Raw genomic sequence first — 26,343 nt, forward strand, 5'->3', positions numbered from 1 at the left:
ATCAATGCGCGAAGATATCCGTTTCGGGCCAGCCGGCAAGGTCCAGCCTGGCGCGGGCCGGCAGGAAATCGAAGCAGCTTTGCGCAAGCTCGGTGCGGCCTTCGCGGGCCAGGCGGGCGTCCAGTTCGGTGCGCAGCTGATGCAGATAGAGAACGTCGGACGCGGCATATTCCAGTTGCGCCTCGGTCAGGTTGGGCGCGCCCCAATCCGAGGATTGCTGTTGTTTCGAAATGTCGATGCCAAGCAGTTCCTGAAGCAGGTATTTCAGCCCGTGCCGGTCGGTATAGGTGCGGATCAGCTTGCTGGCGATCTTGGTGCAGTAGACGGGTGCGGCCAGGGCGCCGAAGGCGTTGAACATCGCGGCGATGTCGAAGCGGCCGAAGTGGAAGAGTTTCAGCACGTTTTCATCGGTCAGAAGGCGTTCGAGATTGGGCGCGCTGGTCTGGCCCTGCATGATCTGGATGATATGCGCGTCGCCGTCGCCGCCCGAAAGCTGCACCACGCACAGCCTGTCGCGATGCGGGTTCAGCCCCATGGTTTCACAGTCGATCGCGACGCTAGGGCCGAGGTCGAGGCCGTCAGGAAGATCGGAGTCGTAAAGGTGGTTGGCCATGGTCCGCCCCGTTTGCTTGGAGTGTATATAGGGCGCTGCTGCGCATTGTGAGCCTGCTTAAGCGAAAAGATGCGGACGCTCAACGAAAAGCGGGGCAGGCGGTTACCGGGCCGGTCAAAGTTGCTCGACCTCGAAGGTCCAGGCGCCGGGGGGCATTTCGTTGCGCACGAGCTTTGCGATCCGGGGGGCGATCTGATCCGGCTGAAGAAGGCCGCATTGCGCCATGGCCCGGCGCGGGTCGACATTCTGCCCGAGATAGTCGAGCACCACGCGGGACGCGGCGGGCTTGCGCCCCAGCCGCAGCGGGCCGCCGGTTTGTACGCCGAGCAGATAGTCGATGCCGGCGCTGTAGGAGGGGTAGAGGATCATCTGGGTGATCGAGGAGGACAGGGTCGACTCGTTTTCCACGACGTTGATGCGATCGCCGAGGAAGAATACCAGGCCTTCGTACTTGAACACCTCCTGGGCACCGCCGTGCAACGCCGCCTCGCGCTCGATGTTCTTCCACAGGTAATAGCCGTCCCGGCGGGTGATCCTGGCATAGGAGCGCATGATGCAGCCAGGATTGCTGAATGAATGGAAGTACCTGAAATAGCTGCCGCAATAGCGCTCCAACGGCCCAGAGAACTGGTTGAGGCGGCGCAGCGTGGGGCCGACGGGCGTGGCCTCGACCTCGCCGCCCGGCAGGCGGCGCAGGGCGATCAGGTCGGCAAAACGCGCAGGTTCCATCAGCAGCTCGCCTTCGGTCACACCGAAGAATTCGCAGATCTTTCGCATGTTGTGCCGCGAGGGGCGCACGCGGCCCGAAAGGTACTTGTTGAACTGCTGTCGGTTGATGCCGATCCGGCGGCAGATATGCGCGATGGAGGGCAGAAAGGTGCAGGCAAAGGTGAGGTTGGTGGACAGGGGGTCGGAGGTCATGAACTGACGCTACCTGACGCACTTTTTATGTCAACATGCGTCATGAAGCGAAATTGTGACGACTCCTTGCGCATGGCACGATACGCGTCGAAACCACGCAAGGATCCCCCGGATGAATTACGCTGGCACGACGCTCGATATCATCGAGGAACGCCATGTGGAAATCCCGTTGCCCGATGGCTGTATCCTGGCGGCGCGTATCTGGCGCCCGGCCGATGGCACGCCGGTTCCCGCCATTTTCGAATTTCTGCCGTACCGCAAGGGCGACGTCACCCTGCCGCGCGACTCTGTGCGCGCGCCTTATATCGCGGCGCGTGGTTATGCCTATGTGCGCGCCGACCTGCGTGGCACGGGCGAATCCGAAGGGCTGATGGAAGACGAATATACCGCGCAGGAATTGCAGGACGGCTGCGACGTGATCGCGTGGATCGCCGCGCAGGACTGGTGCGACGGTGCGGTCGGGATGGTGGGCATTTCTTGGGGTGGGTTCAACGGCTTGCAAGTGGCCGCGCTGCAACCGCCCGCGCTGAAGGCGGTGGTGTCTATCGCGTCGACCGATGACCGCTATGCCGATGACGTGCATTACATGGGCGGCACGATGGTGGTCGACCAGATATCCTGGGCGTCGCACATGTTCGCCATCAACACGCTTCCGCCCGACCCCGACCTGGTGGGCGACAAGTGGCGTGAGATGTGGATGCAGCGGCTGACCGGCTCTGGCCTGTGGCTGAAGACCTGGGCCGAGCACCAGCGCCGCGACGATTTCTGGAAGCATGGATCGGTGTGCGAGGATATCAGCCGCATCCAGGTGCCGGTCTATGCCGTGTCGGGCTGGGCCGACGGGTATTGCCGGACGGTGTTCCGGCTGATGGAACACCTGCAATGCCCCAAGAAGGGCCTGGTCGGTCCGTGGTCGCATAAATATCCGCATATCGGCGTTCCGGGGCCGGCCATCGACTGGTTGGGAGAGGAGCTGCGCTGGTGGGACCAGTGGCTGAAGGGTGTCGAGACCGGCATCATGGACGAGCCGCAGTTGCGGCTTTTCATGCAGGACCACGCAGAGCCTGCCAGCTATTACGCGGAGCGCGAGGGCCGCTGGGTCGAGGAGCCGTCGTGGCCTTCGCCCAACGTCACGCGGACGCCGTTCGCGCTAGGCCGCGACGGGACGCTGGGGCAGGACGACGCGCCCAAGGGGACGCTGAATATCCGCTCGCCGCTCGGCACCGGGATTGCCGGGGGCAAGTGGTGTTCCTATGCCAATCCGGGCGATCAGCCGGTGGACCAGCGACGGGACGACGCCGGGAGCCTGGTGTTCGAGACCAAGCCTTTGGAGACGCCGCTGGAGATTGCCGGCGACGCGCAGCTTGAACTGACCTTTTCGGTCGATCAGCCGGTGGCGCAGGTGGCCGCGCGCCTTTTGGACGTGGCCCCCGATGGTGCGGCGACGCGCGTCAGTTACGGGTTGCTGAACCTGACCCATCGCGACAGCCACGAGACGCCCGAGGCGCTGGTGCCGGGTGAGACCTACACCGCGACGGTGCCGTTCAAGCATGTCGCGCAGACGTTCCGCGCCGGGCACCGGCTGCGCCTGTCGGTTTCGACCAGCTATTTCCCCGTGGCCTGGCCCGCGCCGGAGCCGGTGACGCTGCAGCTCGATACCGGCGCCAGCCGCCTTGTGCTGCCGGTGCGGGATATGGATGCGGTGACCCAGCCGCGCGACCTCGGCACGCCCAAGGGCGCGCCGCCGATGGAAAAGGAGGTGCTGGAGCCGGAGCACGCGGAATGGATCGTGCGCGAGGACCTGGGCACGGGCGAGACGCAGGTGCGGATCGTCGATTCCGACGGGCGGCTGCGGATCAAGGACAACGACCTGACCCGCGGGGCGACCTGCGTCGAGACCTACTCGTTCACCGGCACCGACTGGCGCTCGTTCAAGGGTCACGTGGTGTGGGACCTGGAGATGTCGCGCGGCGACTGGCGCATGTCGAGCCGCACGGAAACCGAGATGACCGCCACCGCCACGCATTTCGTCATCAACGCCAAGCTGGTCGCCAGGGAAGGCGATGCGGTTGCCCATGAACAGACCTGGTCCTGCGAGATTCCGCGCGACCTGGCCTGACCCGCGTTCCGCGCCCGGCGTGGCGCGGACCATCACTTTTCGTGCCGGGATCGTCCGGCGCCGAACACGAAAGGCCGAAACGGCCAAACAACTGGGAGTAACAAGAATGACCGATCACATGACCGCCAACAAACCCGGCATCGGGCGTCGCGCGTTCCTGCGCGGGGCCGCCGCGACGGGCCTCGCCGCCACCACCATGCCCCTGGGCTCGCGCATCTGGGCACAGTCGGGCAAGGTGCTGCGCGTGAGTTCCTATGCCGATATCGACGCGCTCGATCCCGGCTTTTACCAGAACGGCTATAACGTCGACGTCATGAACTGCATCTATTCCAAGCTGGTGCGCTATGTGCCCGGCCGCGAATGGGAGTGGGAATTGGAGGCCGCCGAGGCGATCGAGCAGGTCGACGACACGCACATCACCTTCAAGCTGAAAGAGGGGCTGATGTTCACCGGCGGCCATGGCGAGATGACCGCCGAGGACGTCAAGTTCTCGTTCGAGCGCGTGCTGGAGCATGACAGCCCGGTCAAGAGCGACTGGGGCCCGCTGGACCATGTCGAGGTGACCGGCAAGTACGAGGGCACCATCGTTCTGAAAGAGCCGTTCCAGCCGCTGTGGAGCATCACGCTGCCCTATGGCACGGGGCATATCGTGTCGAAGAAGGCGGTGATGGAAGCCACGGAAAACGGCGGCAATTTCGGGATGGAGCCGCCGGCCTTTTCCGGGCCCTACATTCTGGAAGAGTGGAAGCCGAACCAGTACGTCCACCTTGTGCGCAACCCCGACTGGAAGGGCGAGGCGCCCGGGTTCGACGAGATCCGCATCCTGCCGATGGACGACACCAAGACCGCCGAACGCGCTTATGAGGCCGGCGACCTGGACTATACCGAGATCACGCTGTCGTCGCTGGCGCAGTATCGCGGCAACGTGCCCGCCAACACGGTGATCGAGGAATATCCGTCGCTGTACTATGTCTGGCTGGGCATGAACCTGGACAACCCCGCGCTGGGCGACGAGAACCTGCGCAAGGCGATCCAGTACGCGATCAATGCCGAGCAGATCATCGACGCGGCCTATTTCGGCGAGGCGGCTCCGGCCACCGGCATGATCGCCCCGGGCCTGCCGGGCCATCGTGAGACCCCGTCGGTTCCGGTGGCGGGCGACCTGGACAAGGCGCGCGAGTACCTGGAGGCCGCGGGCGGTCCGCCGGCCGAGCCGCTGACCATCGACGCTTTGAATGCTACGGTGTGGAAGACGATGGCCGAGGTGATCCAGGCGCAGCTGGCGCAGATCGGTATCCAAACGCAGATCAACGTGCAGGATTCGGGGTCTTTTTGGACGCTGGGCATGGAAAGCGAAGGCGACCGCTGGAAGGACATGCAGCTGGTGCTGAACCGCTTCTCGATGCTGCCCGACCCCTATTACGCGACCAGCTGGTTCGTCACCGACCAGGTCGGCATCTGGAACTGGGAGCGGTTCTCGAACGCGGAATTCGACGAGCTGCACGCCAACGCGCTGAGCGAGGCGGATGGCGAGAAACGCGCCGAGATGTATCGCAAGATGCAGGACCTGATGGAGGCGACCGGGGCATACAAGTTCATCACCCACGAAGGCACCCCGGTGATGTACCGCGAAGGGCTGGAGCCGGCGCTGCGGCCCGACGGGCGGCCCTTGTTCATCGACTTCGACGGCGAAGTCTGACGCTAAAGGAGACCGCGACCCGTGCTGTTATACGCCTCCCAAAGGCTTGTCCTTTCGGTCGTGATCGTGATGGTCGCGGTCTCTATCCTGACGCTCATGCTGCACGTGGTACCGGGCGACCCGGCGGTGATGATCCTTGGGCCCCGTGCCACGCCGGAGCTGATCGAACAGACGCGCGAGGCGATGGGGCTGGACAAGCCGTTGCCGGTGCAGATCGTGACGTTCTTCGGCAACATCCTGCGCGGTGACCTGGGGCAGGACGTGTTCACGGGCCGCGAGGTGTCGCAGATCGTGTTCGAGCAGCTGCCCTATACGCTGATCCTGATCAGCATCTCGATCCTCTGGGCGGCGGTGCTGGGCATCGCGCTGGGCTGCTATTCGGCGCTGCGGCGCAACACGTGGCTCGACACGCTGACCGGGGTGCTGTCGGTCGGCACGATCTCGATTCCGGCCTTCGTCATGGCGCTCTACTCGGTGCTGGTTTTCGCGGTCTGGCTGCAATGGCTGCCGGCGATCGGTGCGGGCGAGGGGTTCTGGGACGGGGTCACGCACCTGATCCTGCCGTCCTTTGCCATCGGGGTGTCATGGGTGGGCTACGTGTCCCGGATCGTGCGGGCCTCGATGCTTGAGGTGATGGGCCAGCCCCATGTGCGGATGGCGCGCGCCTATGGCCTGCCGGACCGATGGATCACCCGCTCGCATATCCTGAAGATCGCGGTGCAGCCCGCCGTGACCCTGATCGGCACGGGTGTGGCGCATCTTTTCTCGGCGGCGGTGTTCGTCGAGGTGATCTTTGCCCGGCCCGGGATCGGCGCGCTGATCGTGCAGGCGGTGAACGAACGCAACTATCCCATCGTGCTGGGCGCGGTGCTGGTGACCACTGGCATCATCGTGCTGGCCACGCTGATCTCGGATCTGGTGATCGCCTGGCTGGATCCGCGCCAGCGGGAGGACATGTGACATGACCGAAGCCACGCAAGAGGCCATTTCCGAACCCGGCGTGCTGAGCCGGACCTGGCGGGTTCTGTTGGCCAGCCCGACCGGCCTGATCGGTTTCGTGCTGGTGGCGCTGATCGTCGGCTCGGCCATTTTCGCGCCGTGGATCGTGCCCTATGACCCCGCCGCGATCATGACCGGCCCGCGCATGGCGCCGCCCTCGGCCGAACACTGGCTGGGCACCGACAATATCGGGCGCGACATCTTCAGCCGGGTCATTGCCGGTGGGCGTATCGCGATGCTGGTCGCGGCAGCCTCGCTGGCCGCGGCGCTGAGCATCGGGCTGCTTCTGGGGCTCATCGCGGGGCTTGGGCCGCGCTGGCTGGACAATATCCTGCTGTTGATCTTTGACGCGCTGCGCTCGTTTCCGACGATCGTGTTCGGTCTGGCCGTGGTGACCATCATCGGCCCTAGCCTGTTCACGGTGATGCTGGTGGTGGCGATCACCTCGGTGCCGATCTATGCCCGCATCGTGCGGACGCAGACGATGGCGCTGAAGAACGCCGAGTTCATCCTGGCCGAACGTGCCATGGGCGTGGGAATGCCGCGTCTTTTGTTTGTGCATGTGTTGCCCAACGTGCTGGGCCCGCTGCTGATCCTGGCGTCGATGGACGTGCCGCTGGTGATCGCGACCGAGGCGGGCCTTAGTTTCCTTGGCATGGGGGTGCGGCCGCCGACGCCGTCCTGGGGCGTGATCCTGAACGACGGCTACAATTTCATCCGCAACTCGCCCTGGCCTGTCATTGGCGGGTCGATTCCGATCATCCTGGTGACGCTTGGGTTCACCTTCATGGGAGAGGCGCTGCGCGACATCTTCGATCCCAAGCTGAGAAAGGCCGGCTGATGGTATCCAGCGTTGCGACAGAGCCGGACCGGCAATCGGAAGGTCGCGCTGAGCCGCTGGTGCGGATCGACGGGCTGTCGGTGGATTTCGCCACGCCGCGCGGGGCTATCCATGCGCTGCGCGACATCACGCTGGACGTGCCCCGGGGCAAGGTGCTGGGCCTTGTCGGCGAAAGCGGGTGCGGCAAGTCCACGCTGGCCTATTCGCTGATCGGTCTTCTGGCCGAGAACGCGCGGATCGCGGGTGGACGTATCGACATGGATGGCCAGAACTTGGCGCAGCTAAGGCCGAGGGAGTGGCGCGCGCTGCGGGGCAGGCGGATCTCGATGATCTTTCAGGATCCGATGACGTCGCTCAACCCAGTGACGACCATCGGCCGGCAGATGATGGACATCCAGTATCGTGAAAAGGGCGGGCGGGCCGAAAAGCGGGCAAGGGCCATCGAATTCCTGGAACAGGTGCAATTGCCGGATGCGGCGTCGAAGCTCGATGCCTATCCGCACCAGTTGTCGGGCGGGATGCGGCAGCGAGTGTGCATCGCCATGGCGCTGCTGACGCGGCCCGACCTGTTGATCGCGGACGAGCCCACGACGGCGCTGGATGCCACGCTAGAGATGCAGATCGTCGCCCTGCTGCGCGAGTTGCAAGAGAAATTCGGCTGTTCTGTGCTGTTCGTCTCGCACCACCTGGGGACGGTGGCCGAGCTGTGCGACGAGGTGGCGGTGATGTATGCGGGCGAGGTGGTGGAGCGGGGCGACGTGGCGCAGGTTTTCCGCGACCCGTGCCATCCGTATACACAGGCGCTGTTCGAGTGCGACCCGGCGCGGATCCGAGAGGCGACGCGCCGGCTGCCGACCATCCCCGGCACCTTGCCGGACCTGCGCCGCCCGCCCAAGGGGTGTGCGTTTCGCGCCCGCTGTCCCAAGGCGTTCGAGCGGTGTGAGACCGAGCATCCGCCGCTTTACGATGCCGGCGGGGGGCAGGCCGCGCGGTGCCACCTGAACGATCCGGCGGAGGACAGGGCATGAGCCTTCTGGAAGTCGAGGACCTGCGCATCCGATATGCGCGGCAGGGGCGTCTGAAGGCCGCGCTGCGCCGCGAGCCATATGATTTCGAGGCGGTGTGCGGCGTGTCCTTCACGCTGGGCGCGGGCGAGACGCTGGGCCTTGTGGGCGAAAGTGGGTCAGGCAAGTCCACCATCGCCCGAACGCTGATTGGCCTGAAGAAGTCCTCTGCCGGGTCGATCCGATTTGAGGGCGCGGAGATCTCTGACGCGTCCAATCGCGAGTGGACCCGTCTGCGCACCGACATGTCGATGATGTGGCAAGACCCCGTGGGGTCGCTGTCACCCCGGCTGACGGTCAAGTCCCTGGTGACGGAACCGTTGCGCATTCACGGGCGCCCCGCCGGGCGCGACGAGGCCGAGCGCCTGCTGGGGCTGGTGGGCCTGCCGGCGGAATTCGCCACGCGCTATCCGCACCAGTTGTCGGGCGGGCAGGCGCGGCGCGTGGGTGTGGCGCGGGCGCTGGCGCTGGACCCCAAGCTGCTGATCGCGGACGAGCCCACTGCCGGCCTCGATATGTCAGTGCAGGGCGAGGTGCTGAATCTTCTGGCGGATGTGCAGGCCCGCAGTGGCGTGGCCATCGTGATCATCACGCATAACCTGAACCTCGTGCGGCACGTGACCGACAAGATGGCGATCATGTACCTGGGCCGTTTCGTGGAGCAGGGGCCGACAGACCAGGTCTTTGCCCATCCGCGGCATCCTTATACCAAGGCGCTTCTCGAGGCGAATCCCGAGCCAGATCCGGAGGCGCGGCACGACCGGGTGGCCCTGTCGGGCGAGGTGCCGAGCCCGATCAACCGCCCCTCGGGCTGTGACTTTCACCCACGGTGTCCCTGGGCGCGAGACACCTGCGCCACAACCGAGCCGGAATGGATCGAAGATTCCGGTCGCGGATATAGGTGCCTCTATCCGTTGTAAATTCGTGCGGATCGCAGCCTGGATTGGCGTTTGCAAATTTTTCCGGCTTTTGTGGGTTACCAGGGGTCCATACCGTCCCAGCTCAATTTTGCTTGCCGGGCGTTGAACACAATTGACGTGCGGCGGCCTTCAAGTGGGGCCGCTGAAGGGTAGAATACCCTGACCCGATTATTTCAAATTGGCGGCTGTTTCAATGGACCGCGTCGTACCGGGCCGCAGCACGCTTCTGAGCGTCATGGAATGCACTGTTGAGAACGGCAATGGCCAAAGCGTTTCTCGATAGACCTGACACGCAGCTTACCCGTGAAACGCGCGCAACACTTGATCGTTGCGCGCGTTTCGTCTTTAGCTGGTGCCTCAGGTCAATAGCGAAAGGCTATAGGACGCCGTCTCGTGCCGTTTCGCACCCGTCCGTCATCCTGTCTGCCCGAGCACGTGTCGTTGACCCCAGACCCTAAGGTTTCAGGCTGCCCTTTTCAGGACAGGCCATACATCTCGGCTGCGTCTTCCGCGGTCAGCAGACCGTGGGCAATCTCGCGCTCAAGCACATCGCGGTCGCGTTTCCTTGGGTCACCGAAGCCGCCTCCGCCGGCGGTCTCGATGATCAGCCGGTCGCCCTTGAGCAGTTCGGTGTTTCCCTTTGAAGGCAGGCTGATGAACTCTCCGTCGCGCTCGACCGTGAACTGGGAATGCTGGCCGTTCTTGCCGTCAAACAGACCCCACGGCGCGACCTTGAACCTGTCCGAGTAGGAGTTGAACGTCACGCCATCCGCCAGGATGCGATAGACCCGCCGGGCGCCAAGGCCACCGCGGCGCTCCCCTGCACCGGCCGATCCACGCCGCAGCGCGTATTCCTCGACCCGCATGAAGGGATAATCGGTTTCGAGAGACTCCACCGGCACGTTCGAGCAATTTCCGACATATCCGTCCACGACATCGGCACCTTCCGCACCCGCCGAGGCGCCCCAGCCGCCGCCGACCACTTCCATGTAGACGCGATACCCCTCGGGCGACATGTGGCCCATTCCGATTGCGTTGGTCGTGTCGTGCCCCGAGGCCAGAACCTGGGTCGGCACCACGTCGGACATGGCCAGCATGATGGAGTTATAGACGCGATGGCAGGCATTGTTACGGGCCCGCACGGCACGCGGTTCGCTGGGACTCAGGAAGCTGCCATAGGGCACGTTGATCGAGCGGATCGGACGGTAAAGCCCGTCATTCACCGGGATGCGTCCGCCGCCCAGCAGGATGCCGATCGCGCCGAACGCGGCCGAAACAGTCGCTGCCAGCGGCGAGGTGATGATACCTTTGGTCTGCGGCGCGCTGCCCTCAAAATCCAGTTCCAGCGAGTCGCCGTCGACCTTGATCTTGACGGCCACGCGCAGCGGATCAGGGGTAAAGCCGTTGTCATCCACGAAATTCTCGGCCTCGTAGGTGCCGTCGGGGATCGCGCTGATCGCTTCACGGGCCAGACGCTCGGAATAGTCCTGCAATTCGGCGGCACCGGCCAGAACCGTCTCTTCGCCGAAGCGCTCGAGCATCTCTATGAAGCGCGCCTCGCCCTTCCGGTTGGCAGAGAACTGGGCATAGATGTCGCTCATCACCTCGTTGGGCGGGATACGGGCACCGGTGCGGTCGACCGTGGCGGTCCAGCCCGGCGGCACCAGTGTCGTTGCCGTCAGTTCTTCGATGACGGCGGCGCCGGTGATCTCGGTGCCCGGCACCAGGTCTCCGCGCCAGTAATAGCTGCACGACACCGGCGCACCGCCAAAGGTGATCTCTCCGGTATCCGCGGGCTGCGGATCGGTTGTCGGGTCAATCGGCCGTGTGAGCGACGACATGACCTCACTTTCCGTGGCGGCCAAGGCCGTCAGCCGGAACGTCACGATCTCGACCTCACCCATCGCGGAAACCGCGCCATAGCGGGTCTCGTGCGTGGATTTGAACAGACCCAGGACATACTCCTTGCCCTCGCGTTCCAGCCGATCCAGATCGACATCCGACAGCAGTTCGTATCCTTGTCCTTTGAAACGCATCTCAAGCTCGTACTCGAAGGCGATGTCCTCGGGCGTGCCGTCGAACTCTGCGAACTCGGCCTCGGCTTGTTTGCGGATGCGGGCAAAGGCCGAGCGCACGTCGTCGGCCACGCTGTCGCCGACGGGCATCAGCTTCGTCTCGCGGTAGATCCGCTTGAGGTCCGCGACCAGAAGCCCGAGGGCCGAGAACAGGCCCGGATAGGGGGATGCATCCGAAAAGATGTAGCCGCTGCCCAAGAGTCATGGGAAAAACGGGTCGGATTTGTCACGACTCCGCTTTGGGCAAAGCGCCAGAAACGCCTTGGTGGCACAGGTTGTGCTTATCTTGCACTCAATTGGCATTACAGAGAAGTGGTGCCGCTGAAGGGACTCGAACCCCCGACCCCATCATTACGAATGACGTGCTCTACCAGCTGAGCTACAGCGGCCCCGTGGAGCGCGGCTATAGCACTCCAACTCGTCTCCGAAAAGGGCTATTTTTCGGTCTCTTCGAGGCGCGTATCCTCTACGATCTCGGCATCTGCGACCTCGGGATCGCGAGCCTCTGTCGTGTCGGTAACGTCCTCGGAAGCGGCCGGTGCGTTATCCGGAGCGGACCCGACGATCAGAGGCAGCATCTCGATGCCGGTGGCTGAAGACACCGAGGAGGCTGGAGGCGCCCGCCAGCTTAGCGTGTCGAAGGCGTGGCAGTTATCGCAGGACGGTGCCCATTCGGCGTGGATATGATGGCAGTTTTCGCAGACCCATTGCGGACCGCGGGGCGCTGACAGGGCGCGTGCAAGCCAGCCCTTGACCACGCTGTCCGACGCGCCCTCGCCACGTTCGATTGCGGCCATGATTGTCAGCGCGCGCGCGTCAGGGTCCACCTCAGCCAGATCGCCCAGTGCGCGGCGTGCGGCGGGGAAATCCTCGGCGGCGAGGTGCAGCTCGGCGTCGATCAGGCGTGTCTCGCGGTGATCGGGATGGATCTTGAGCAGCCTCGCGAAACGCTTGATCCGGGCCTGTGGCGTCTCTTCGGGTTCGATCTCGGCGAAGGCGGCGGCGAGGTCGGGGTGCGGCTGGGCATCCCATGCCTTCTTGATCACGCGGGTGGCGTTGCGCTTGTTGCCCTGTTCGATATAGCCGCGCGCGGTCAGAACGGCGGCTGGCACCAGGTCGGGCGACAGACGGTTCGCGGCGATGGCAGCCTCGCGGGCCTCGATGCTCTTGCCTTCGTCGAGGATGTCGCGCGCCTCGGACAGGGCCAGAACCGCATCTCGGCGGCGATGGACGTCACGCGGCAGGTTTCCGGATTTCAGCTTGGCGCTGAGCGTTTCGCGCGCGCCTTTCCAGTCCCCGGTCTGGGCCTGAAGTTTCAGCAGCGTATCTTGCACTTCCTCGTGCTTGGGCTTCAGCGTGAACGCGGTTTTCGCCAGCTTCAGCGCGGTCTCGGTTTCGCCATCGGCCAGCTTTTGCCGCAGGATGCCGCGCACGCCCACAAAGCGTGTCTTTTCGTTGGTCAGCAGACGCTTGTAGGTTTCCTCGGCCTTGCGGCGGTTGCCCGACATCTCGGCGGCCTGTGCGGTGATCAGGTTCGTCAGCGCGGGTTTGTTGAGATAGCGTTCGGCCTTGCCGGCCTTGGCCATGGCAACGTCACCCTCACCCGACGCCAAGGCCATGAGGCCTTCGGACAGGGCCTGATAGCCCTTCTCCTGGCGATTGCGCTGGAAATAGCGGGACAGCGCGGTGTCATCGCCGTTGATGAAGCGCAGCACGGCGACCAGCAGCGATACGATCTTGAGGATAAGCCAGACCGCAATGACCAGCAGGGCAAGCGCGATCACGGCCATGAGCGGGGTCAGGTTGAATTCCTGTCCGGCCATGACGATCCGCACGCCGCCGTCGAGTTCCAGCAGGTAGATGGCCCCCCAGCTGGCCGCGGCGACGATGCCTATGAAGAGGACAATCTTGATTATGGACCACAGCATTCTCTGACTTCCCCCGGCGTTAATTCAATGTCTCGCTCAGCGATTGGGCCGCGCCCAACGCTTCGCGCCGTTCAGTCGCCCGCCCGGTCCAGTCCGACAGCTCGGCCCGGCCTTCTTCGGGCAGGGCCTCTAGTTCGGCCAATGCATCCTGTAACCGGCCGTCTCGGATCGCGGCTTCGGCCCGGGACAGCACTGCGTCGGGATCATCGCCTTCACGTGGTTCAAGCGAACGGGCACCCAGCTGATTACGCAGAAAGCCCGAAAGGCCCGTGCCTTCGCCGGACACATCACGGGATGCGTCAAGTGCGGCGCGGGCCGCCTCGGGAAAGCTTTCCTGAAGGCTGGAGAGTGTCACGACACCGGATTCGGCTGTCGACACGAGGATTTCGGGAACCTCGACACCAGTGTCCTGCAACTCGGTCACGGCCCCTGCGAAACCCGCGCCATTGTCGAGTGCGGCGAGGATGCGGCTGATCGCGGCGCGTTGCATCGCGGCGACCGCGGCTTCGTCTGCGGCGGTCTCGGTGTTCATCGCCTGCTCGATCAGGGCTTGCAGATCCTCGCGCTGGGCCGCCAGCTCTTGGCGGGCGGCGTCAAGTTCAGCCTCGTAGGCGGCGATGGCCGCGGGATCGGCGCTTTCGGTGACCGGGCGCTGTTCGACGTCGCGAAGCCGCGCATCAATCGCGTCCAGCGTGTCCTCGGCCTGGGCGACGCGTTCGGACAGGGTGCCGAGCGCCTCGATCTGGGCCTCAAGCGCGGAGTCGTCGGTGTTGGTGATTCCGCCGACTTTCTCGGAAAGCGACTCGATGGTGCCGGCCTGGTCGTCGACACGCTGGCCAAGATCGCTGACTTCGCTGGCAAGCGCCTCGTCGCGCACAGGCTCGGTCTGCGCCAGGCCGAGATAAGCTGCGGCGAAACCGATCGCGCCCGCGGCGACACCGCCCAGTATAAGCGCAAAGGCGCCCGGGCCCTTGGCCGGTTGCTGGGTCGTCGCGGGCAGAGCCGTGGCGCTTTGCTGGTCGCTGGCATCAGCCGTAGCCCCGGTTGTTTCGGTGGTGTGATCCGCCGTACCGCTAGGTTGTGACGTCTCCCCGTGCACCTCCGGTTTGGACTCGTCGGTGGTTGCCTCCGGCGTTGCATCTGGCCCAGCAGGGTCTTCCTGTGCGACGGGCTCGTCCGCGGCGGCAGTGGTGTCGTCTCCGGTCTGTTCGTCAAAGGGCGCGACCTTGGCCGTATCGTCGGCGGTGTCGGTCTTGCCGACCTCCTGTGACGTCTCCTCGGAGCTTTCGGTGACTTCGGTTTTTTCTTCGGAGGTTTCGTCCGGTTGCGACGTATCCTTTTCGAACGCGTTCTTCGCCTTGGACGATGGTTTCTTTGCCACTTGAAAACCTCTTTCGAATCTTGCCGCTAGGGCCCGGTGGACCAAGCTTACTGTGGGCCGGTTCTGCCCTCAAGCCGGTTGGCATGAGACCATAGTGTTGCGGTACAGGCCAGCATGGACTGCCTGTCGGGTGACTGGGCGACTTCGATCCGGGTCGCATTGTCCGGGGCAAAGACCCCGGCTGCGGCGCCGCTGATGGCCGCGACATGCAAGTTAGAGCCTTTTGGAACCGCATCTAGCAAAAGCTGGGCACTGCGCGGGGAAAAGACAGGGGCGATGACCGCATCCGCCTGCATGATCCGGGTGAGAATCGCGTCCGGCAGAGGCACGGGAAGCTGGCGATAGACCGTCGCTTCTTCGGTGTCTAATCCACCGGAATTGAGGTATTTCGCGATGTCGAAAGCGATGTGATCACCGCGCAGGTGCAGACAGGGTGTGGCGGGTGCATCGCCGACTATCCGTTCCGCAAGGTCCCGCCCGGTTCCGGGTCCGATGATGGGAGATAGGCCGCACTCGGCTGCCTTTTCGGCTGTTGCACTGCCCACGGTGTAACAGGTGAAATCCCGTGCCGTTGTGGCCCGGGCAAAGCTGGCGACTGCGTGGGCAGACGTGAAAATAAGCGTTGGATAGCGCGACAGGTCGGGCAGGTCGGGCAAAAGCTGAATGTCCAGCAGGGGTGCGATGCAGATATCAGCCCCGGATCCCAGCTCGGCCTGCACTGCCGCGGCAAATGTCTTGGCCGCGTCGACAGGTCTCGTGATCAGGATCAGCGGCGGCATGTACGCTCCGGAGTTGTTTGTGCATCCTTGCGGTGTTACCTGCCAATAAGGCTTGGCGCAACGGGCGTGAGATGACCGACACCCTGGCAATTCTTGGATTGGAAAGCAGCTGTGACGACACGGCAGCTGCGGTCGTGTCCATGTCCCCAGAGAGTTCCGAGATCCTGTCTTCGGTCGTACTTGGGCAGGACGCGTTGCACGATGCGTATGGCGGGATTGTCCCTGAGATCGCCGCCCGCGCCCATGCAGAGAAGCTGGATGTCGCGGTGAAACAGGCTCTGTTCAAGGCGAATATGACCCTTGGTGATGTGACATTGGTGTCGGCAACGGCCGGGCCTGGCCTGATCGGCGGGGTGCTGTGCGGCGTGACGACGGCCAAGGCCATTGCCGCCGCGCGACGTATTCCGCTGGTCGGGGTCAACCATCTTGCGGGTCATGCGCTGACACCGCGGCTGACCGACGGGTTGCCCTATCCTTATGTCATGCTCTTGGTGTCCGGCGGGCATTGTCAGTTTCTTCTGGTCGAGGGATGTGATGATTTCACGCGACTGGGCGGTACGATCGACGATGCACCGGGCGAGGCATTCGACAAATCCGCGCGTCTACTTGGCCTTGGCCAGCCCGGCGGGCCGGCGATCGAGCGCGCGGCGCTGGATGGTGACGCGGCGCGGTTCCGGTTTCCGCGCCCCCTGCTGGACCGGCCAGGCTGCGATATGTCGTTCTCGGGTCTGAAAACCGCGTTGTTGCGCGCGAGGGACGCCGTAGCCGCGGAAAAAGGCGGGCTGACCAGGCAAGACCGCGCGGACCTTTGCGCCGGATTCCAGCGAGCGGTGGCCGATGTCTTGCAGGAAAAGACGCGGCGCGCCCTGACCGAAGCGAGCCGGACCCTGTCGGAGCCACCCGCGCTGGCGGTGGCCGGGGGTGTGGCGGCAAACACCGAGATCAGGGCCGGATTAGAGACTGTTGCAGGCGAATTCGGCGTTTCCTTCGTTGCGCCGCCGCTGTCGCTTTGCACGGACAACGCCGCAATGATCGCTTATGCGGGCGGGGAACTCTTTCGTGCCGGGCGCATTGACGACATGACGTTGGCGGCGCGTCCGCGCTGGCCTTTGGATCAGCACAGCCCATCCCTGCTGGGCGGCGGAAAGAAAGGGGCCAAGGCATGATCGCGGTGATCGGCGCCGGTGCATTCGGCACGGCCCTTTCGATATCTCTGGCACGTAACGGTCCGGTGGTGCTTTGGGCGCGGGACGCAGAGCATGTCGAGGAGATGCAGGCGACGCAGGAGAATGCGCGGCGCCTGCCGGATGTTGCCCTACCGCAAGCCGTAACGGTATCATCGGATCTGACGTGTCTCGCGGAGGCCGACATCGTTCTCGTCTCTGTTCCGGCACAAAAGCTGCGTGCCTTCCTGGAAACGCACGGGCCGAAACTTGCCGGCAAACCCGTGGTGGCCTGTTGCAAGGGGATGGAACGAGGCACGGGCCTTAGGCCGACACAAGTCATTTCAGAGCATGTTGCCGATGCCGTTCCAGCGATGCTGACCGGCCCGTCATTTGCGCATGATATCGCGCGTGGTCTGCCTACCGCGCTGACGTTGGCCTGCGGGAGCGAACGCATAGGCGAACAATTGCAGGCGCGGCTGACAACACCCAACATCAGGCTCTATCGCACGACAGATGTGATTGGCGCAGAGCTGGGCGGCGCGCTCAAGAACGTGATCGCCATCGCTTGCGGTGCCGCGATTGGTGCCGGTTTGGGGGAAAGCGCGCGTGCCGCCTTGATGACGCGTGGATTTGCCGAGCTTGTGAAGGTCGCCGAAGCCTACGGCGCCAAGGCAGAGACCTTGGCTGGGCTTTCCGGATTTGGCGACCTGGTGTTGACTTGTACCTCGGCTCAATCGCGCAATTTTCGGTTCGGTCAAAGCATCGGTGCGGGCGAGACCTTTGACAGCGGCGTGACGGTCGAAGGTGCGGCGACCGCGGAAGCGCTTGCAGAGATTGCACAAGATGCCGGCCTGGATCTGCCGATTACGCGTGTCGTGATCGGGCTCGTGCGCGACGAATTGAACGTGCGCGAAGCTATGGATATGCTGCTGCAACGGCCATTGAAGGAAGAATGAATGCTGATCGCCCTGATTGCCCGGGACAAGCCCGGCGCCCTGCAAACCCGTCTTGATAATCGTGACAAGCACGTGGCCTATCTGAAGGAAAGCGGCATTGTGAGTCAGGCCGGTCCACTGCTGGATGCCGATGGCGGCATGATCGGCTCGCTTGTGGTGCTGGAGGTAGGCGATATGGCACAGGCCGAGGCATGGGCCGCAATGGATCCGTACAAGGCGGCGGATCTCTTTGAGAGCGTCGAACTGATTCCCTGGAACAAGGTGATCTGACACATGCGCTATTGGCTGTTCAAATCCGAACCGTCGACATGGAGCTGGGACCAGCAAGTCGCCAAGGCGGAGGCAGGCGAGGAATGGGACGGCGTGCGGAATTACCAGGCACGGAATTTCATGCGCGAGATGGCGGTCGGCGACAGAGGGTTCTTTTATCACAGCCAGACGGAAAAAGCGGTTGTCGGCACGGTCGAGGTTATCGCCGAGGCCCATCCCGACAGCACGACCGATGACGACCGGTGGGAATGCGTGGATATCAAGGCGGTTGAGGCGGTCGAAACGCCAGTGACGCTCGATATGATCAAGAACGACCCGCGCCTGGCAGAGATGGTGCTGGTGCGCAATTCGCGGCTGTCGGTGCAGCCGGTGACCGAAGACGAATGGAAAATTGTCTGTGAGATGGCAGGCCTGAGGCCGTAGATCGGCCTGCGCGTCGCAACCGTGCGACTTGAAATCGGACGGAGGGTACCTGCGCGTATCGACCGATACCCTCCGTTGCCCCACGTGCTCCCTACGCACCACACGTGTCACTGGAATTGGTTTCGGCCATACTGGCGCGATCACCTACCTTCTATCACTTTCTCGCCGAATCCACAAAAGCCGAATGCTCGGCATTTTCCTCAAATGCCATGCTCGGCTGTTTGGGTTCGCTCGCGTGCAAAAACGAACAAATTGATTTGTTAAGAACCGAGTAAGACGCCCTCTGCTAACGATTGTTTCGGGTGAGTAAATAGGTGGTGAGATGAGTGCGTCTGGTGACAATGCCGCGCCGGTCATCATCAAACGGAAAAAGGTCACGGGCGGTGACGGGCATCATGGCGGTGCCTGGAAGGTCGCGTATGCGGACTTTGTCACGGCGATGATGGCGTTTTTCCTTTTGATGTGGCTGCTGAACGCGACAACGGAACAACAAAGAAAAGGGATTGCGGACTACTTCAGCCCGACGATTCCCATCAACCGCGTCTCGGGCGGCGGCGACGGGGATTTCGGCGGAGAGAGTGTGTTTTCCGAAGAGACACTGCCGCAGAACGGGACGGGTGCCACAAACCAGCGCCCGACCGAGGCGCGGCAGGCACGCGGTGAAATCGGTGTCAGCGAAGATGGCCGCGCCGAGGGCGCCGACCCCGAGGCAGAGGCGCAGGAAGCCGCCAGTTTCGGCAAGATCGAAGAGATGCTGATGGGGCGCGGCGGTGAAAGCACCGTGTCGAAAGAGACCCGGAGGCATATCGTGACCCAAGTGACGGACGAGGGCCTGGTCATCGAGATTTTCGATCTGGAGAACGCCGAACTCTTCGAGCCGGACAGCGACGAGCCGACACCCCTTTTGCGCGAAATTGCAGAGATGGTGGGGTCGGTCGCAAGGCTGGTCGAGAACCGTGTCGCGATAGAGGGGCATACCAGCGCCGTGCCCGTCGTGCGCGCCGAGAACCCTGTCTGGTCCCTGTCGATGGCCCGTGCCGACCAAATGCGTGAATTGCTAGAGTCCGAGCAGGTCGCGACACAGCGGATGAACCGCGTCACCGGTCATGCGGACCGCGAGCCGGCGCATGAGAACGCACTTTCGATCCGAAACAACCGGCTTGAAGTGATCCTTCTGAGGTCTGACCAATAGGAAGTAGGCAGAATTTTATCTGTTAGCTGCCTGTTAAATCGGAACGTCTAGTTCTGGGCATTGAAGACATTCGATGCAGCAGAAAGGCGTGTCCATGACAATATCATCCTCGTTGAATGCCGGTGTGGCGGGTCTCAGTTCCAATGCGACCCGCCTGGCAGCGATTTCCGACAATATCGCAAACTCGGCCACCTACGGGTACAAGCGGGTCGAGGCGGACTTTCAGTCAATGGTGATTTCCTCGAACGGGGGCAGCTATTCGGCTGGTGGCGTGCGGTCCTCTACGCAGCGTCTGATCGACGAGCGCGGATCGCTCGTGTCCACGTCCAACCCGACCGACCTTGCGGTGCGCGGGCGTGGCATGTTGCCTGTTGCGCTGGCCAGCCAGGTAGACGTCGGAAACGGGTCGAGCCAGATGCTCTTGACCACGACCGGATCGTTCCGGACCGATGCCGAAGGGAGGCTGGTCACGGAATCGGGTCTGGTTCTGCTGGGCTGGCCGGCCAACCCCGACGGCACGGTTCCGGAGTTTCCGCGCGATACCAGCGACGGACTTGAGCCGGTGCAGATCAACGTCAATCAGCTGACGGGCGAGCCGACGACCAGCATCGATCTTGGCGTGAACCTGCCCGCGACGGAAACCGAAGCGGGCGCCGCGGGCGACCCGCAACAATTGTCGATCGAGTATTTCGACAACCTGGGCAAATCCGAAAACATCCTGATCGAGTTCACGCCGACCGTGCCTGCCACGGCGTCGTCCAACGAATGGACGATGGTGCTGACGGATTCGGCGCAAGGTGGCGCGGTCATCGGCGAATACACCCTGAGCTTCGATGATGCGCGGGCTTCGGGTGGCACGCTGCTTGGCGTGGCCGACACTTCGGGCGGTGCATATGATCCCGTTACGGGGTCGATCATCGTCAATGTGGCCGGTGGCCCGATGGAGATCAATATCGGGCAGCTGGGGGCCAATGACGGTCTGACGCAACTGTCCGACAGTTTCGCGCCGCTTTCCATCAACAAGGACGGCTCGCCGGTCGGCAACATGATCTCGGCCGAGGTGGACGAGAACGGCTTCGTGCACGCCTCTTTCGACACGGGCATCACGCGCGTGATCTACCAAGTACCGCTGGTCGATCTGCCCAATCCCAACGGCATGGTCGCCATGGACCAGCAGACTTACCTGCCATCGCCCGAAAGCGGATCGTTCTTCCTGTGGGATGCCGGGGACGGACCCACCGGTGACGTCGTGGCCTTTGCCCGCGAGGAATCCGCGACCGACGTGGCGGGCGAACTGACGGACATGATCCAGACGCAGCGTGCCTATTCCTCCAACGCCAAGGTCATTCAGACCGTGGACGAGATGTTGCAGGAAACAACCAACATCAAGCGCTGATCCGGCGCTTGAACCCCTACCCTAGCACCGAGGTGCCGCGATGAGTATTTCCACCGCTTTGTCCAATGCCCTTACCGGGTTGACCGCAAGTTCCCGCGCCGCCGGGGTGGTCTCGACCAATCTGGCGAATATCCTGACCGATGGTTACGCGCCGCGCAGCATCGAGCTGACGGCACAAGGTGATGGGCGCGGCGGGGGCGTGGCGGTTGTCGGTGTCACGCGGAACGTCGATGCCGGTCTTCTGAGCGAACGGCGGCTTGCCGACAGCGCCTTGGGCTACAACGATGCGATGGCCGGGTTTCTCACGCGGTTCGAAACCGAGGTCGGCCTGCCCGACGAGCCATCCTCTCTGACCGCGCGGATCGCGGCGTTCGAGGCTAGCCTGGCAAGCGCTGCATCCAAGCCGGAAGAAGAGGCGCGTCTGACCGAAGTCGCGCTGCGCGGCGCTGAACTGGCCGAAAAGCTGAACGCGATCTCCAGCCGTATCGAGGCCGAGCGTACTGCGGCGGACACCCAGATCAATCAGGCGGTGGACCGGGTCAACACACTCTTGTCCCAGGTTCAAACCCTGAACGCGCATATTGTGAACGCCAAGAATTTCGGTCACCCGTCCGCATCTTTCGAAGACCAGCGGCAGCAGGTCATCGATGAATTGTCGGACTACGTGCCGGTCCGGTCCGCCGATCGCGGCAACGGAGGCTTGGCGCTATATACGCCCGGCGGCACCGTCCTGATCGACGGTCGGCCGGCCGAGCTTTCCTTTTCGCCCTCCAACGTGGTTGCGGCGCATATGACCGAGGCGAACGGTCTTTTGTCCTGGCTTGAGATCAACGGCGTACAGATCACGTCCTCCGGCGCGAACAGTCCGATCAATGGCGGGCGCCTCGCCGGATTGTTCGAGATACGCGACAGGCTTGCCGTGGCCGCGCAGACCCAGGTGGATGCCACCGCGCGCAACCTGATCGAGCGTTTTCAGGACGCCGGGCTTGATACGACGCGCGCCCCGGGCGACCCCGGCCTTTTTACGGATAACGGCGGAAGCTTTGCCGTGGCCGACGAGATCGGCGTCGCCGGCAGGATTGCATTGAATTCCGCGGTCGATATTCGCCAGGGTGGCGCGGCATGGCGATTGCGCGATGGTCTGGGGGCAACCGCGCCCGGTGCCCCAGGCAATGCCAGCCTGCTCATTGATCTCTCTGCGGCGATCGGCAGCACGAATGCCATGGCGTCAGGCGACCTTGGGGCGACGGCGCGCTCATTTTCGGGGCACGCAACGAGCTTCGTCTCCCGCGTCGGTCAGCAGGCCATAACCGTTGATCAGACATTGAGTTTCGCCGCGTCTCGCCGCGCGGGCCTTAAGGATATCGAGCTCCAGCAAGGCGTTGACTCGGATGAACAAATGCAACGGCTCCTGCTGATCGAACAGGCCTACAGCGCGAACGCCCGGATGATCCAGACCGCCGACGACATGATACAAACCCTGCTGAGGATCTGAAGATGAACGCGCTTTCCTTGGGCGATCTTGCCCACACCTTCCTGCTGCGGCGCCAAAGCGCCCAGATCAAGCAGGACCTGACGCGCCTGTCCGAGGAGCTTGTCAGTGGGCGAGCAACGGACACGCGCACGCATCTCAACGGACATTTCACTGCGCTTGCCGACTTCGAGCGGGAACTGCGCCTGCTGGACCGGCATTCCAACACCGCCGCAGAGGTGGGCGCCCAATCGGCTGCAATGCAAGCCGCGATGAGCACGGTCCAGGACCGCGCCGGCGCGCTTGCCGAGACGATGGCGCTGGCCTCGGCCGCCGCGTCGCCCGGCGACACGCGTACGGTTGCAAACCAGGCGCAAAGCGAGCTTGAAACCATTATTGCCGCGCTCAACACGCGCGTTGCTGGGCGTGCGGTCTTCTCCGGGGTCGCGGTTGCGACCGCACCGCTTACCGATGCCGAGACCCTTCTGGCAGACCTGAGAACCGCGGTATCGGGCGCCACGACGGCCGCAGATGTGATGGCCGCGGCGGACACCTTCTTCGATGCGCCAGGCGGCGCGTTCGAGACCTCGATCTACCAAGGAGGCACAACCGATCTCAGCCCGTTCGATCTTGGATCAGGGGAAAGTGTGACGCTCTCGTTGCGCGCAGATGATGCCGCGTTGCGAACCGTGTTGAAAAATGTCGCCGTCGCCGCGCTGGCAGACGATCCTGGCCTCACGCTGGACGCCGGCGAAGCGAAGGCGCTCATGCAAACGCTGAGTGTCGGTGCGCTTTCGGGACAGGACGGCGTGACGCGCCTGCGCGCAAACCTTGGTTTCGCCGAAGAGCGGATCGAGATGGCATCGGCGCGCATCACATCGGAGCTGACCAGCCTCGAGGTCGCTCGCAATGCCCTGTTGGAGGTCGATCCCTATCAGACAGCGACCGAGCTCGAAGCGGTTCAGACACAGCTCGAAACGCTCTACACGATAACCGCGCGGTCATCGCGCCTTAGCCTGGTGAATTTCCTTTCATGACATTTCTATTGCGCGCGTGCCTGTCTGCGATCCTCTCCCTGATCCTCGCAACATTGCCGGTTTCGGCCAGCCCGATCCGTATCAAGGACCTCGTGGAATTCGATGGCGTCCGCGGCAACGACCTGGTGGGCTATGGCCTAGTAGTGGGTCTCAACGGCACCGGGGATGGATTGCGCAACGCGCCATTCACAGAAGAGATCATGTCGAACATCCTGGAGCGCCTGGGGGTCAACGTTACCGGCGAACAGTTCCGCCCCAAGAACGTTGCGGCCGTCTTCGTGACCGCCACGATCCCGCCCTTCGCGCGCGCCGGCGGCCAGATAGATGTCACTGTCTCGGCGATCGGTGATGCCGGCAGCCTGCTTGGCGGCACACTGGTCATGACGCCACTCAACGCCGCGGACGGTCAGATTTATGCGGTGGCCCAAGGGACGATCATCGCCGGAGGCGCCGCGGCCCAGGGTGAGGCCGGCGGCGTGGTCCAGGGGGTGCCGACCGCCGGGGTCATACCGGCCGGGGCCCGGGTGGAACGAGAGATCGATTTCGACCTTTCATCGCTGGACAGTATGCGCCTTGCGCTGCGTGAGCCCGACTTTACGACGGCGAACCGTATCGAACGCGCGATCAATGCCAGTTTTGGCCGCGCTGTCGCCGTGATGATGGACTCGGGCACGGTGCGACTCGATATTGGCCGGACCGGCACGCCAAGCCCGGCTCATGCGCTGAGCCAGATCGAAAACATCCTGGTTCAGCCCGAACGCAAAGCGCGGGTTGTCGTGGATCAGCGGTCCGGTACGATCGTGATGGGCGAAGACGTACGGATCTCGCGCGTGGCGGTGTCGCAGGGCAATCTGACACTCAGGGTCGAGGAGACACCGCTTGCAATTCAGCCGAACCCGTTCGCGGAAGGCGAAACGGTGATCGTTCCCCGAACGAACGCCGAGATCGAGGAAGAGCCCGGTATCGGCCTTGCCGAAGTACCGGACGGGACCTCCCTTTCGCAAGTCATCGCCGGGCTGAATGCGCTGGGAGTTGCGCCGCGGGACATGATCGACATCCTCAAGAGCATCAAGGCCGCGGGTGCGCTTCATGCGGAATTCGTTGTTCGGTGAAAGAACGCGCCGCGGTGGCGCGGGCCACTGACCGTTTCGGCTGATCGCCTCTCGGTCGCCCTATAGTAGCGCGCCGGACGCATTGTCTGAACAGGGGCCGGAAATGGCCAGCGGTCGTGTCCGGCGCCTCTTTGTACGGTCCAAGGTAAACGAATCTTGGGGTCTTGGCGCCGACTGGCAGGTCCGGTTTGCGGACCAGTATGCTGACCCTAGGGCGTTTCGCGATGCACCTGGATCAGAGCTTGGCCGTGAAACGCGCTGCAACATCCAATCGTATCGCGCTTTTCGCCTTTAGCCGTTGGCTCATGTTAAAGGCGAAACGCTTTGTTACCTGAATTTGAATGTCGGCGGGCCGCATTTTTCAAGCGATCAGAAGTAACCGCGTACCAGCCCGTCTGCCACCAACGTCCATCCATCGGCGATCACGAAGAAAGCCAGTTTGAACGGCAGGGACACAATGGCCGGCGGGACCATCATCATGCCCATCGACATCAGGACTGCGGCGACAACCAGGTCGATTATCAGAAATGGCAGAAACAGCAGGAACCCGATCTGGAACGCTCGGGCGATCTCGGAGAGCATGAAACTTGGCACAAGGATCGACAGCGGTGCGTCGGGCGCCGGTGCCGTTCCGGCTGCGTCAGGACGCAGGGCAGCCATCGCGCTGAACGTGTCACCGTCGACCCGGCCTGCCATGAAATTGCGGAACGGCTCTAACGCGCGTGCGACAGCTTCCTCGATCTCGATGCGCTCGCCGAGCAACGGCTCGATTCCCGTGGCCCAGGCCTCGGAAAACACTGGTTCCATCACGAAATAGGTCAGGAACAATGCCAGGCTGACGATCAGCATGTTGGGGGGCGATTGTTGCAGGCCGATCCCCTGCCTCAGGATGGACAGCACCGTCACGATGAAGGGAAAACAGGTGATCATGATCGCGAGAGCCGGCGCAAGGCTGAGGACCGTGATCAGCAGGATCAGTTGGATCGTGCGTGCCGAGAGTGACCCGTCATCCCCCAGCGAGATCGAAATGTCCTGCGCGGCAGAGGGGCCGGCAAGCAGCAGAAGGCCGCCGATGAGGCACCGCAATAGGCCTGCGTGTCTGATCATCCGAGCCCGTCTTGCAGATCGGCCACCTCGGTCAGCCGGACAGCCAGCTGGCCTTGTTGCTCGCCGTCGAGCTCTTCCAGCTCGCCCCGCGCGATCAGCCGCTCTCCGACATAGAGTTCAACCGCGTCGTCAACGCGCTTGTCCAGCGGCAGCACCGCGTTCTTGCCCATCTTCAGCAGGTCGCGGATCAGCGGGCGTGCCTTGCCGACGGAGATGGTGATCTCGATCGGAACGGAAGAAAACGGGCTGCGCAGTTCGCCGGGAGTGGTGTCCTGCGGGTCGGATTGATCGGTCATCAGGCTGATTTCCTTTGTTCATCGGCAATGGCGGTGGTGAAATAGGTGTCAATCGCGGCGGCTATCCTGGCGATGGTGTCCTGCAGATCGATTTCCTGCTCGGCGCCGTCGTCGAAGCGGACCTGCAGCTGGTCCGGCGAGAGTGTTGCGTCCTCCTCGACAGATACCGACACTTGGCCTTCGCCCAGGTCGGCGACATCGAGCGCGGCGGTCTGACCCGGAGCAACGCATACAAGAACGGGACGTCTTCCATGAAGTGCGACCTGTTGCATGATGATCTCGCTGAGGCGTGGCGCGAGGGTGTCGCGCGCCACGGTCGGCAGCACGGTCTCAACGATCTGCATGATCAGAGGACGCACCCCGTCCAGAAGGGTGCGAAACGCCTCTTGCTGCGTGAAATCGATGTCTTCAACGGCGCGGGCGAATTCCGCGGAGACGTGGCCAGCCTGTCCTTCTTGGGCTTTGACCGAGTCGTCCCACCCGGCTTGGTATCCTTTCTCGAACGCCTCGAGACGCTCTTCCTCGAGCAGGACCTCCGTCATTTCGACCGTGTCGCCGCGGCTCAAGGTTCCGAAATC

24 protein-coding genes and 1 tRNA gene are annotated in these 26,343 nt (G+C 63.4%); 15 read left to right on the top strand and 10 right to left on the bottom strand.

Annotated features, from left to right (window positions below):
* Position 1 precedes the first annotated feature (1 nt).
* Together XM53_RS16990 and XM53_RS16995 are read right to left on the bottom strand one after the other, a co-directional pair.
* A complete protein-coding gene (locus tag XM53_RS16990) occupies positions 2 to 613 on the bottom strand; it encodes a ribonuclease D (RefSeq protein ID WP_057795474.1) in 612 nt (203 codons plus the stop codon).
* A gap of 114 nt (positions 614 to 727) precedes the next feature.
* Positions 728 to 1,534, bottom strand: coding sequence for a helix-turn-helix domain-containing protein (locus XM53_RS16995; protein ID WP_057795476.1), 807 nt, complete (start codon positions 1,532 to 1,534; stop codon positions 728 to 730).
* A gap of 112 nt (positions 1,535 to 1,646) precedes the next feature.
* Here XM53_RS16995 and XM53_RS17000 point away from each other — a divergent pair, with 112 nt between their 5' ends.
* From XM53_RS17000 to XM53_RS17025, 6 genes are all read left to right on the top strand, one after another.
* Positions 1,647 to 3,653, top strand: coding sequence for a CocE/NonD family hydrolase (locus XM53_RS17000; protein WP_057795479.1), 2,007 nt, complete (start codon positions 1,647 to 1,649; stop codon positions 3,651 to 3,653).
* Positions 3,654 to 3,759: 106 nt separating this feature from the next.
* Positions 3,760 to 5,352 (top strand): ABC transporter substrate-binding protein, encoded by a 1,593-nt coding sequence (locus tag XM53_RS17005; RefSeq protein ID WP_236544536.1) that lies wholly within the window; start codon positions 3,760 to 3,762, stop codon positions 5,350 to 5,352.
* 21 nt (positions 5,353 to 5,373) lie between these two features.
* The gene (locus XM53_RS17010; protein WP_057795483.1) at positions 5,374 to 6,312 is read left to right on the top strand and encodes an ABC transporter permease; all 939 of its coding nucleotides are present in this window, start codon (positions 5,374 to 5,376) and stop codon (positions 6,310 to 6,312) included.
* A gap of 1 nt (position 6,313) precedes the next feature.
* Complete coding sequence (locus tag XM53_RS17015) at positions 6,314 to 7,192, top strand: ABC transporter permease (protein ID WP_082631068.1); 879 nt, start codon at positions 6,314 to 6,316, stop codon at positions 7,190 to 7,192.
* On the top strand, positions 7,192 to 8,220 hold the full coding sequence (locus tag XM53_RS17020; protein WP_057795485.1) for an ABC transporter ATP-binding protein: 1,029 nt from the start codon (positions 7,192 to 7,194) through the stop codon (positions 8,218 to 8,220). Before XM53_RS17015 ends, XM53_RS17020 begins: the two co-directional genes overlap by 1 nt.
* Positions 8,217 to 9,176 carry an ABC transporter ATP-binding protein gene (locus XM53_RS17025; protein ID WP_082631069.1) on the top strand — a complete coding sequence of 320 codons (960 nt, stop codon included), beginning with the start codon at positions 8,217 to 8,219 and terminating at the stop codon, positions 9,174 to 9,176. The genes XM53_RS17020 and XM53_RS17025 overlap by 4 nt, the downstream gene beginning before the upstream one ends.
* A gap of 476 nt (positions 9,177 to 9,652) precedes the next feature.
* Here XM53_RS17025 and XM53_RS17030 read toward each other — a convergent pair whose 3' ends face one another.
* From XM53_RS17030 to XM53_RS17050, 5 genes are all read right to left on the bottom strand, one after another.
* Positions 9,653 to 11,449: a hydantoinase B/oxoprolinase family protein gene (locus XM53_RS17030; RefSeq protein ID WP_057795487.1), complete on the bottom strand. Its 1,797-nt coding sequence runs from the start codon at positions 11,447 to 11,449 to the stop codon at positions 9,653 to 9,655.
* A gap of 115 nt (positions 11,450 to 11,564) precedes the next feature.
* Positions 11,565 to 11,640: transfer RNA gene (locus XM53_RS17035), tRNA-Thr, on the bottom strand.
* Between the two features lie 45 nt (positions 11,641 to 11,685).
* A complete protein-coding gene (locus XM53_RS17040) occupies positions 11,686 to 13,179 on the bottom strand; it encodes a heme biosynthesis protein HemY (protein ID WP_057795489.1) in 1,494 nt (497 codons plus the stop codon).
* Between the two features lie 19 nt (positions 13,180 to 13,198).
* The gene (locus tag XM53_RS17045) at positions 13,199 to 14,560 is read right to left on the bottom strand and encodes a COG4223 family protein (RefSeq protein WP_057795491.1); all 1,362 of its coding nucleotides are present in this window, start codon (positions 14,558 to 14,560) and stop codon (positions 13,199 to 13,201) included.
* 47 nt (positions 14,561 to 14,607) lie between these two features.
* Positions 14,608 to 15,339, bottom strand: a complete 732-nt coding sequence (locus XM53_RS17050) for a uroporphyrinogen-III synthase (protein WP_057795493.1) — start codon at positions 15,337 to 15,339, stop codon at positions 14,608 to 14,610.
* Between the two features lie 71 nt (positions 15,340 to 15,410).
* Here XM53_RS17050 and tsaD point away from each other — a divergent pair, with 71 nt between their 5' ends.
* The 9 genes from tsaD to XM53_RS17095 all read left to right on the top strand — a co-directional run bounded on the left by tsaD (position 15,411) and on the right by XM53_RS17095 (position 24,362).
* Positions 15,411 to 16,505, top strand: coding sequence for a tRNA (adenosine(37)-N6)-threonylcarbamoyltransferase complex transferase subunit TsaD (gene tsaD / locus XM53_RS17055; RefSeq protein ID WP_057795494.1), 1,095 nt, complete (start codon positions 15,411 to 15,413; stop codon positions 16,503 to 16,505).
* Positions 16,502 to 17,461, top strand: a complete 960-nt coding sequence (locus XM53_RS17060; protein WP_057795496.1) for an NAD(P)H-dependent glycerol-3-phosphate dehydrogenase — start codon at positions 16,502 to 16,504, stop codon at positions 17,459 to 17,461. The genes tsaD and XM53_RS17060 overlap by 4 nt, the downstream gene beginning before the upstream one ends.
* Complete coding sequence (locus XM53_RS17065) at positions 17,462 to 17,731, top strand: YciI family protein (protein WP_057795498.1); 270 nt, start codon at positions 17,462 to 17,464, stop codon at positions 17,729 to 17,731.
* 3 nt (positions 17,732 to 17,734) lie between these two features.
* A complete protein-coding gene (locus tag XM53_RS17070) occupies positions 17,735 to 18,154 on the top strand; it encodes an EVE domain-containing protein (RefSeq protein WP_057795500.1) in 420 nt (139 codons plus the stop codon).
* Positions 18,155 to 18,476: 322 nt separating this feature from the next.
* Positions 18,477 to 19,346 carry a flagellar motor protein MotB gene (locus XM53_RS17075; RefSeq protein WP_057795503.1) on the top strand — a complete coding sequence of 290 codons (870 nt, stop codon included), beginning with the start codon at positions 18,477 to 18,479 and terminating at the stop codon, positions 19,344 to 19,346.
* Between the two features lie 94 nt (positions 19,347 to 19,440).
* Positions 19,441 to 20,742, top strand: coding sequence for a flagellar hook protein FlgE (locus tag XM53_RS17080; protein ID WP_236544537.1), 1,302 nt, complete (start codon positions 19,441 to 19,443; stop codon positions 20,740 to 20,742).
* Between the two features lie 40 nt (positions 20,743 to 20,782).
* On the top strand, positions 20,783 to 22,237 hold the full coding sequence (gene flgK, locus XM53_RS17085) for a flagellar hook-associated protein FlgK (RefSeq protein WP_082631070.1): 1,455 nt from the start codon (positions 20,783 to 20,785) through the stop codon (positions 22,235 to 22,237).
* A 2-nt stretch (positions 22,238 to 22,239) separates the two neighbouring features.
* Positions 22,240 to 23,250 (top strand): flagellin, encoded by a 1,011-nt coding sequence (locus XM53_RS17090; protein ID WP_057795509.1) that lies wholly within the window; start codon positions 22,240 to 22,242, stop codon positions 23,248 to 23,250.
* Complete coding sequence (locus XM53_RS17095) at positions 23,247 to 24,362, top strand: flagellar basal body P-ring protein FlgI (protein WP_057795511.1); 1,116 nt, start codon at positions 23,247 to 23,249, stop codon at positions 24,360 to 24,362. Before XM53_RS17090 ends, XM53_RS17095 begins: the two co-directional genes overlap by 4 nt.
* A 369-nt stretch (positions 24,363 to 24,731) precedes the next feature.
* Here the strand turns inward: XM53_RS17095 and fliP are convergent, their stop codons facing one another.
* From fliP to XM53_RS17110, 3 genes are read right to left on the bottom strand one after another with little or no spacing between them, the layout of a single operon-like run.
* Positions 24,732 to 25,469, bottom strand: a complete 738-nt coding sequence (fliP, locus tag XM53_RS17100) for a flagellar type III secretion system pore protein FliP (RefSeq protein ID WP_057795513.1) — start codon at positions 25,467 to 25,469, stop codon at positions 24,732 to 24,734.
* Complete coding sequence (locus XM53_RS17105) at positions 25,466 to 25,765, bottom strand: FliM/FliN family flagellar motor switch protein (protein ID WP_057795515.1); 300 nt, start codon at positions 25,763 to 25,765, stop codon at positions 25,466 to 25,468. Before XM53_RS17105 ends, fliP begins: the two co-directional genes overlap by 4 nt.
* Positions 25,765 to 26,331 carry a FliH/SctL family protein gene (locus XM53_RS17110; RefSeq protein WP_144435583.1) on the bottom strand — a complete coding sequence of 189 codons (567 nt, stop codon included), beginning with the start codon at positions 26,329 to 26,331 and terminating at the stop codon, positions 25,765 to 25,767. Before XM53_RS17110 ends, XM53_RS17105 begins: the two co-directional genes overlap by 1 nt.
* Between the last annotated feature and the right edge of the window lie 12 nt (positions 26,332 to 26,343).

Origin of the sequence: Roseovarius atlanticus (genome assembly GCF_001441615.1) — a bacterium.
Classification (GTDB): domain Bacteria; phylum Pseudomonadota; class Alphaproteobacteria; order Rhodobacterales; family Rhodobacteraceae; genus Roseovarius; species Roseovarius atlanticus.

What these genes read in the sequence shown, in the direction of transcription:
- XM53_RS17060 (WP_057795496.1), top strand. Translation starts at nt 16,502, where the DNA reads ATGATCGCGGTGATCGGCGCCGGTGCATTCGGCACGGCCCTTTCGATA.
- XM53_RS17090 (WP_057795509.1), top strand. Translation starts at nt 22,240, where the DNA reads ATGAACGCGCTTTCCTTGGGCGATCTTGCCCACACCTTCCTGCTGCGG.
- XM53_RS17025 (WP_082631069.1), top strand. Translation starts at nt 8,217, where the DNA reads ATGAGCCTTCTGGAAGTCGAGGACCTGCGCATCCGATATGCGCGGCAG.
- XM53_RS17095 (WP_057795511.1), top strand. Translation starts at nt 23,247, where the DNA reads ATGACATTTCTATTGCGCGCGTGCCTGTCTGCGATCCTCTCCCTGATC.
- tsaD (WP_057795494.1), top strand. Translation starts at nt 15,411, where the DNA reads ATGACCGACACCCTGGCAATTCTTGGATTGGAAAGCAGCTGTGACGAC.
- XM53_RS17080 (WP_236544537.1), top strand. Translation starts at nt 19,441, where the DNA reads ATGACAATATCATCCTCGTTGAATGCCGGTGTGGCGGGTCTCAGTTCC.
- XM53_RS17075 (WP_057795503.1), top strand. Translation starts at nt 18,477, where the DNA reads ATGAGTGCGTCTGGTGACAATGCCGCGCCGGTCATCATCAAACGGAAA.
- XM53_RS17020 (WP_057795485.1), top strand. Translation starts at nt 7,192, where the DNA reads ATGGTATCCAGCGTTGCGACAGAGCCGGACCGGCAATCGGAAGGTCGC.
- XM53_RS17105 (WP_057795515.1), bottom strand. Translation starts at nt 25,765, where the DNA reads ATGACCGATCAATCCGACCCGCAGGACACCACTCCCGGCGAACTGCGC.
- flgK (WP_082631070.1), top strand. Translation starts at nt 20,783, where the DNA reads ATGAGTATTTCCACCGCTTTGTCCAATGCCCTTACCGGGTTGACCGCA.
- XM53_RS17040 (WP_057795489.1), bottom strand. Translation starts at nt 13,179, where the DNA reads ATGCTGTGGTCCATAATCAAGATTGTCCTCTTCATAGGCATCGTCGCC.
- XM53_RS16990 (WP_057795474.1), bottom strand. Translation starts at nt 613, where the DNA reads ATGGCCAACCACCTTTACGACTCCGATCTTCCTGACGGCCTCGACCTC.
- XM53_RS16995 (WP_057795476.1), bottom strand. Translation starts at nt 1,534, where the DNA reads ATGACCTCCGACCCCCTGTCCACCAACCTCACCTTTGCCTGCACCTTT.
- XM53_RS17005 (WP_236544536.1), top strand. Translation starts at nt 3,760, where the DNA reads ATGACCGATCACATGACCGCCAACAAACCCGGCATCGGGCGTCGCGCG.
- XM53_RS17000 (WP_057795479.1), top strand. Translation starts at nt 1,647, where the DNA reads ATGAATTACGCTGGCACGACGCTCGATATCATCGAGGAACGCCATGTG.
- XM53_RS17065 (WP_057795498.1), top strand. Translation starts at nt 17,462, where the DNA reads ATGCTGATCGCCCTGATTGCCCGGGACAAGCCCGGCGCCCTGCAAACC.
- XM53_RS17015 (WP_082631068.1), top strand. Translation starts at nt 6,314, where the DNA reads ATGACCGAAGCCACGCAAGAGGCCATTTCCGAACCCGGCGTGCTGAGC.
- XM53_RS17070 (WP_057795500.1), top strand. Translation starts at nt 17,735, where the DNA reads ATGCGCTATTGGCTGTTCAAATCCGAACCGTCGACATGGAGCTGGGAC.
- XM53_RS17050 (WP_057795493.1), bottom strand. Translation starts at nt 15,339, where the DNA reads ATGCCGCCGCTGATCCTGATCACGAGACCTGTCGACGCGGCCAAGACA.
- fliP (WP_057795513.1), bottom strand. Translation starts at nt 25,469, where the DNA reads ATGATCAGACACGCAGGCCTATTGCGGTGCCTCATCGGCGGCCTTCTG.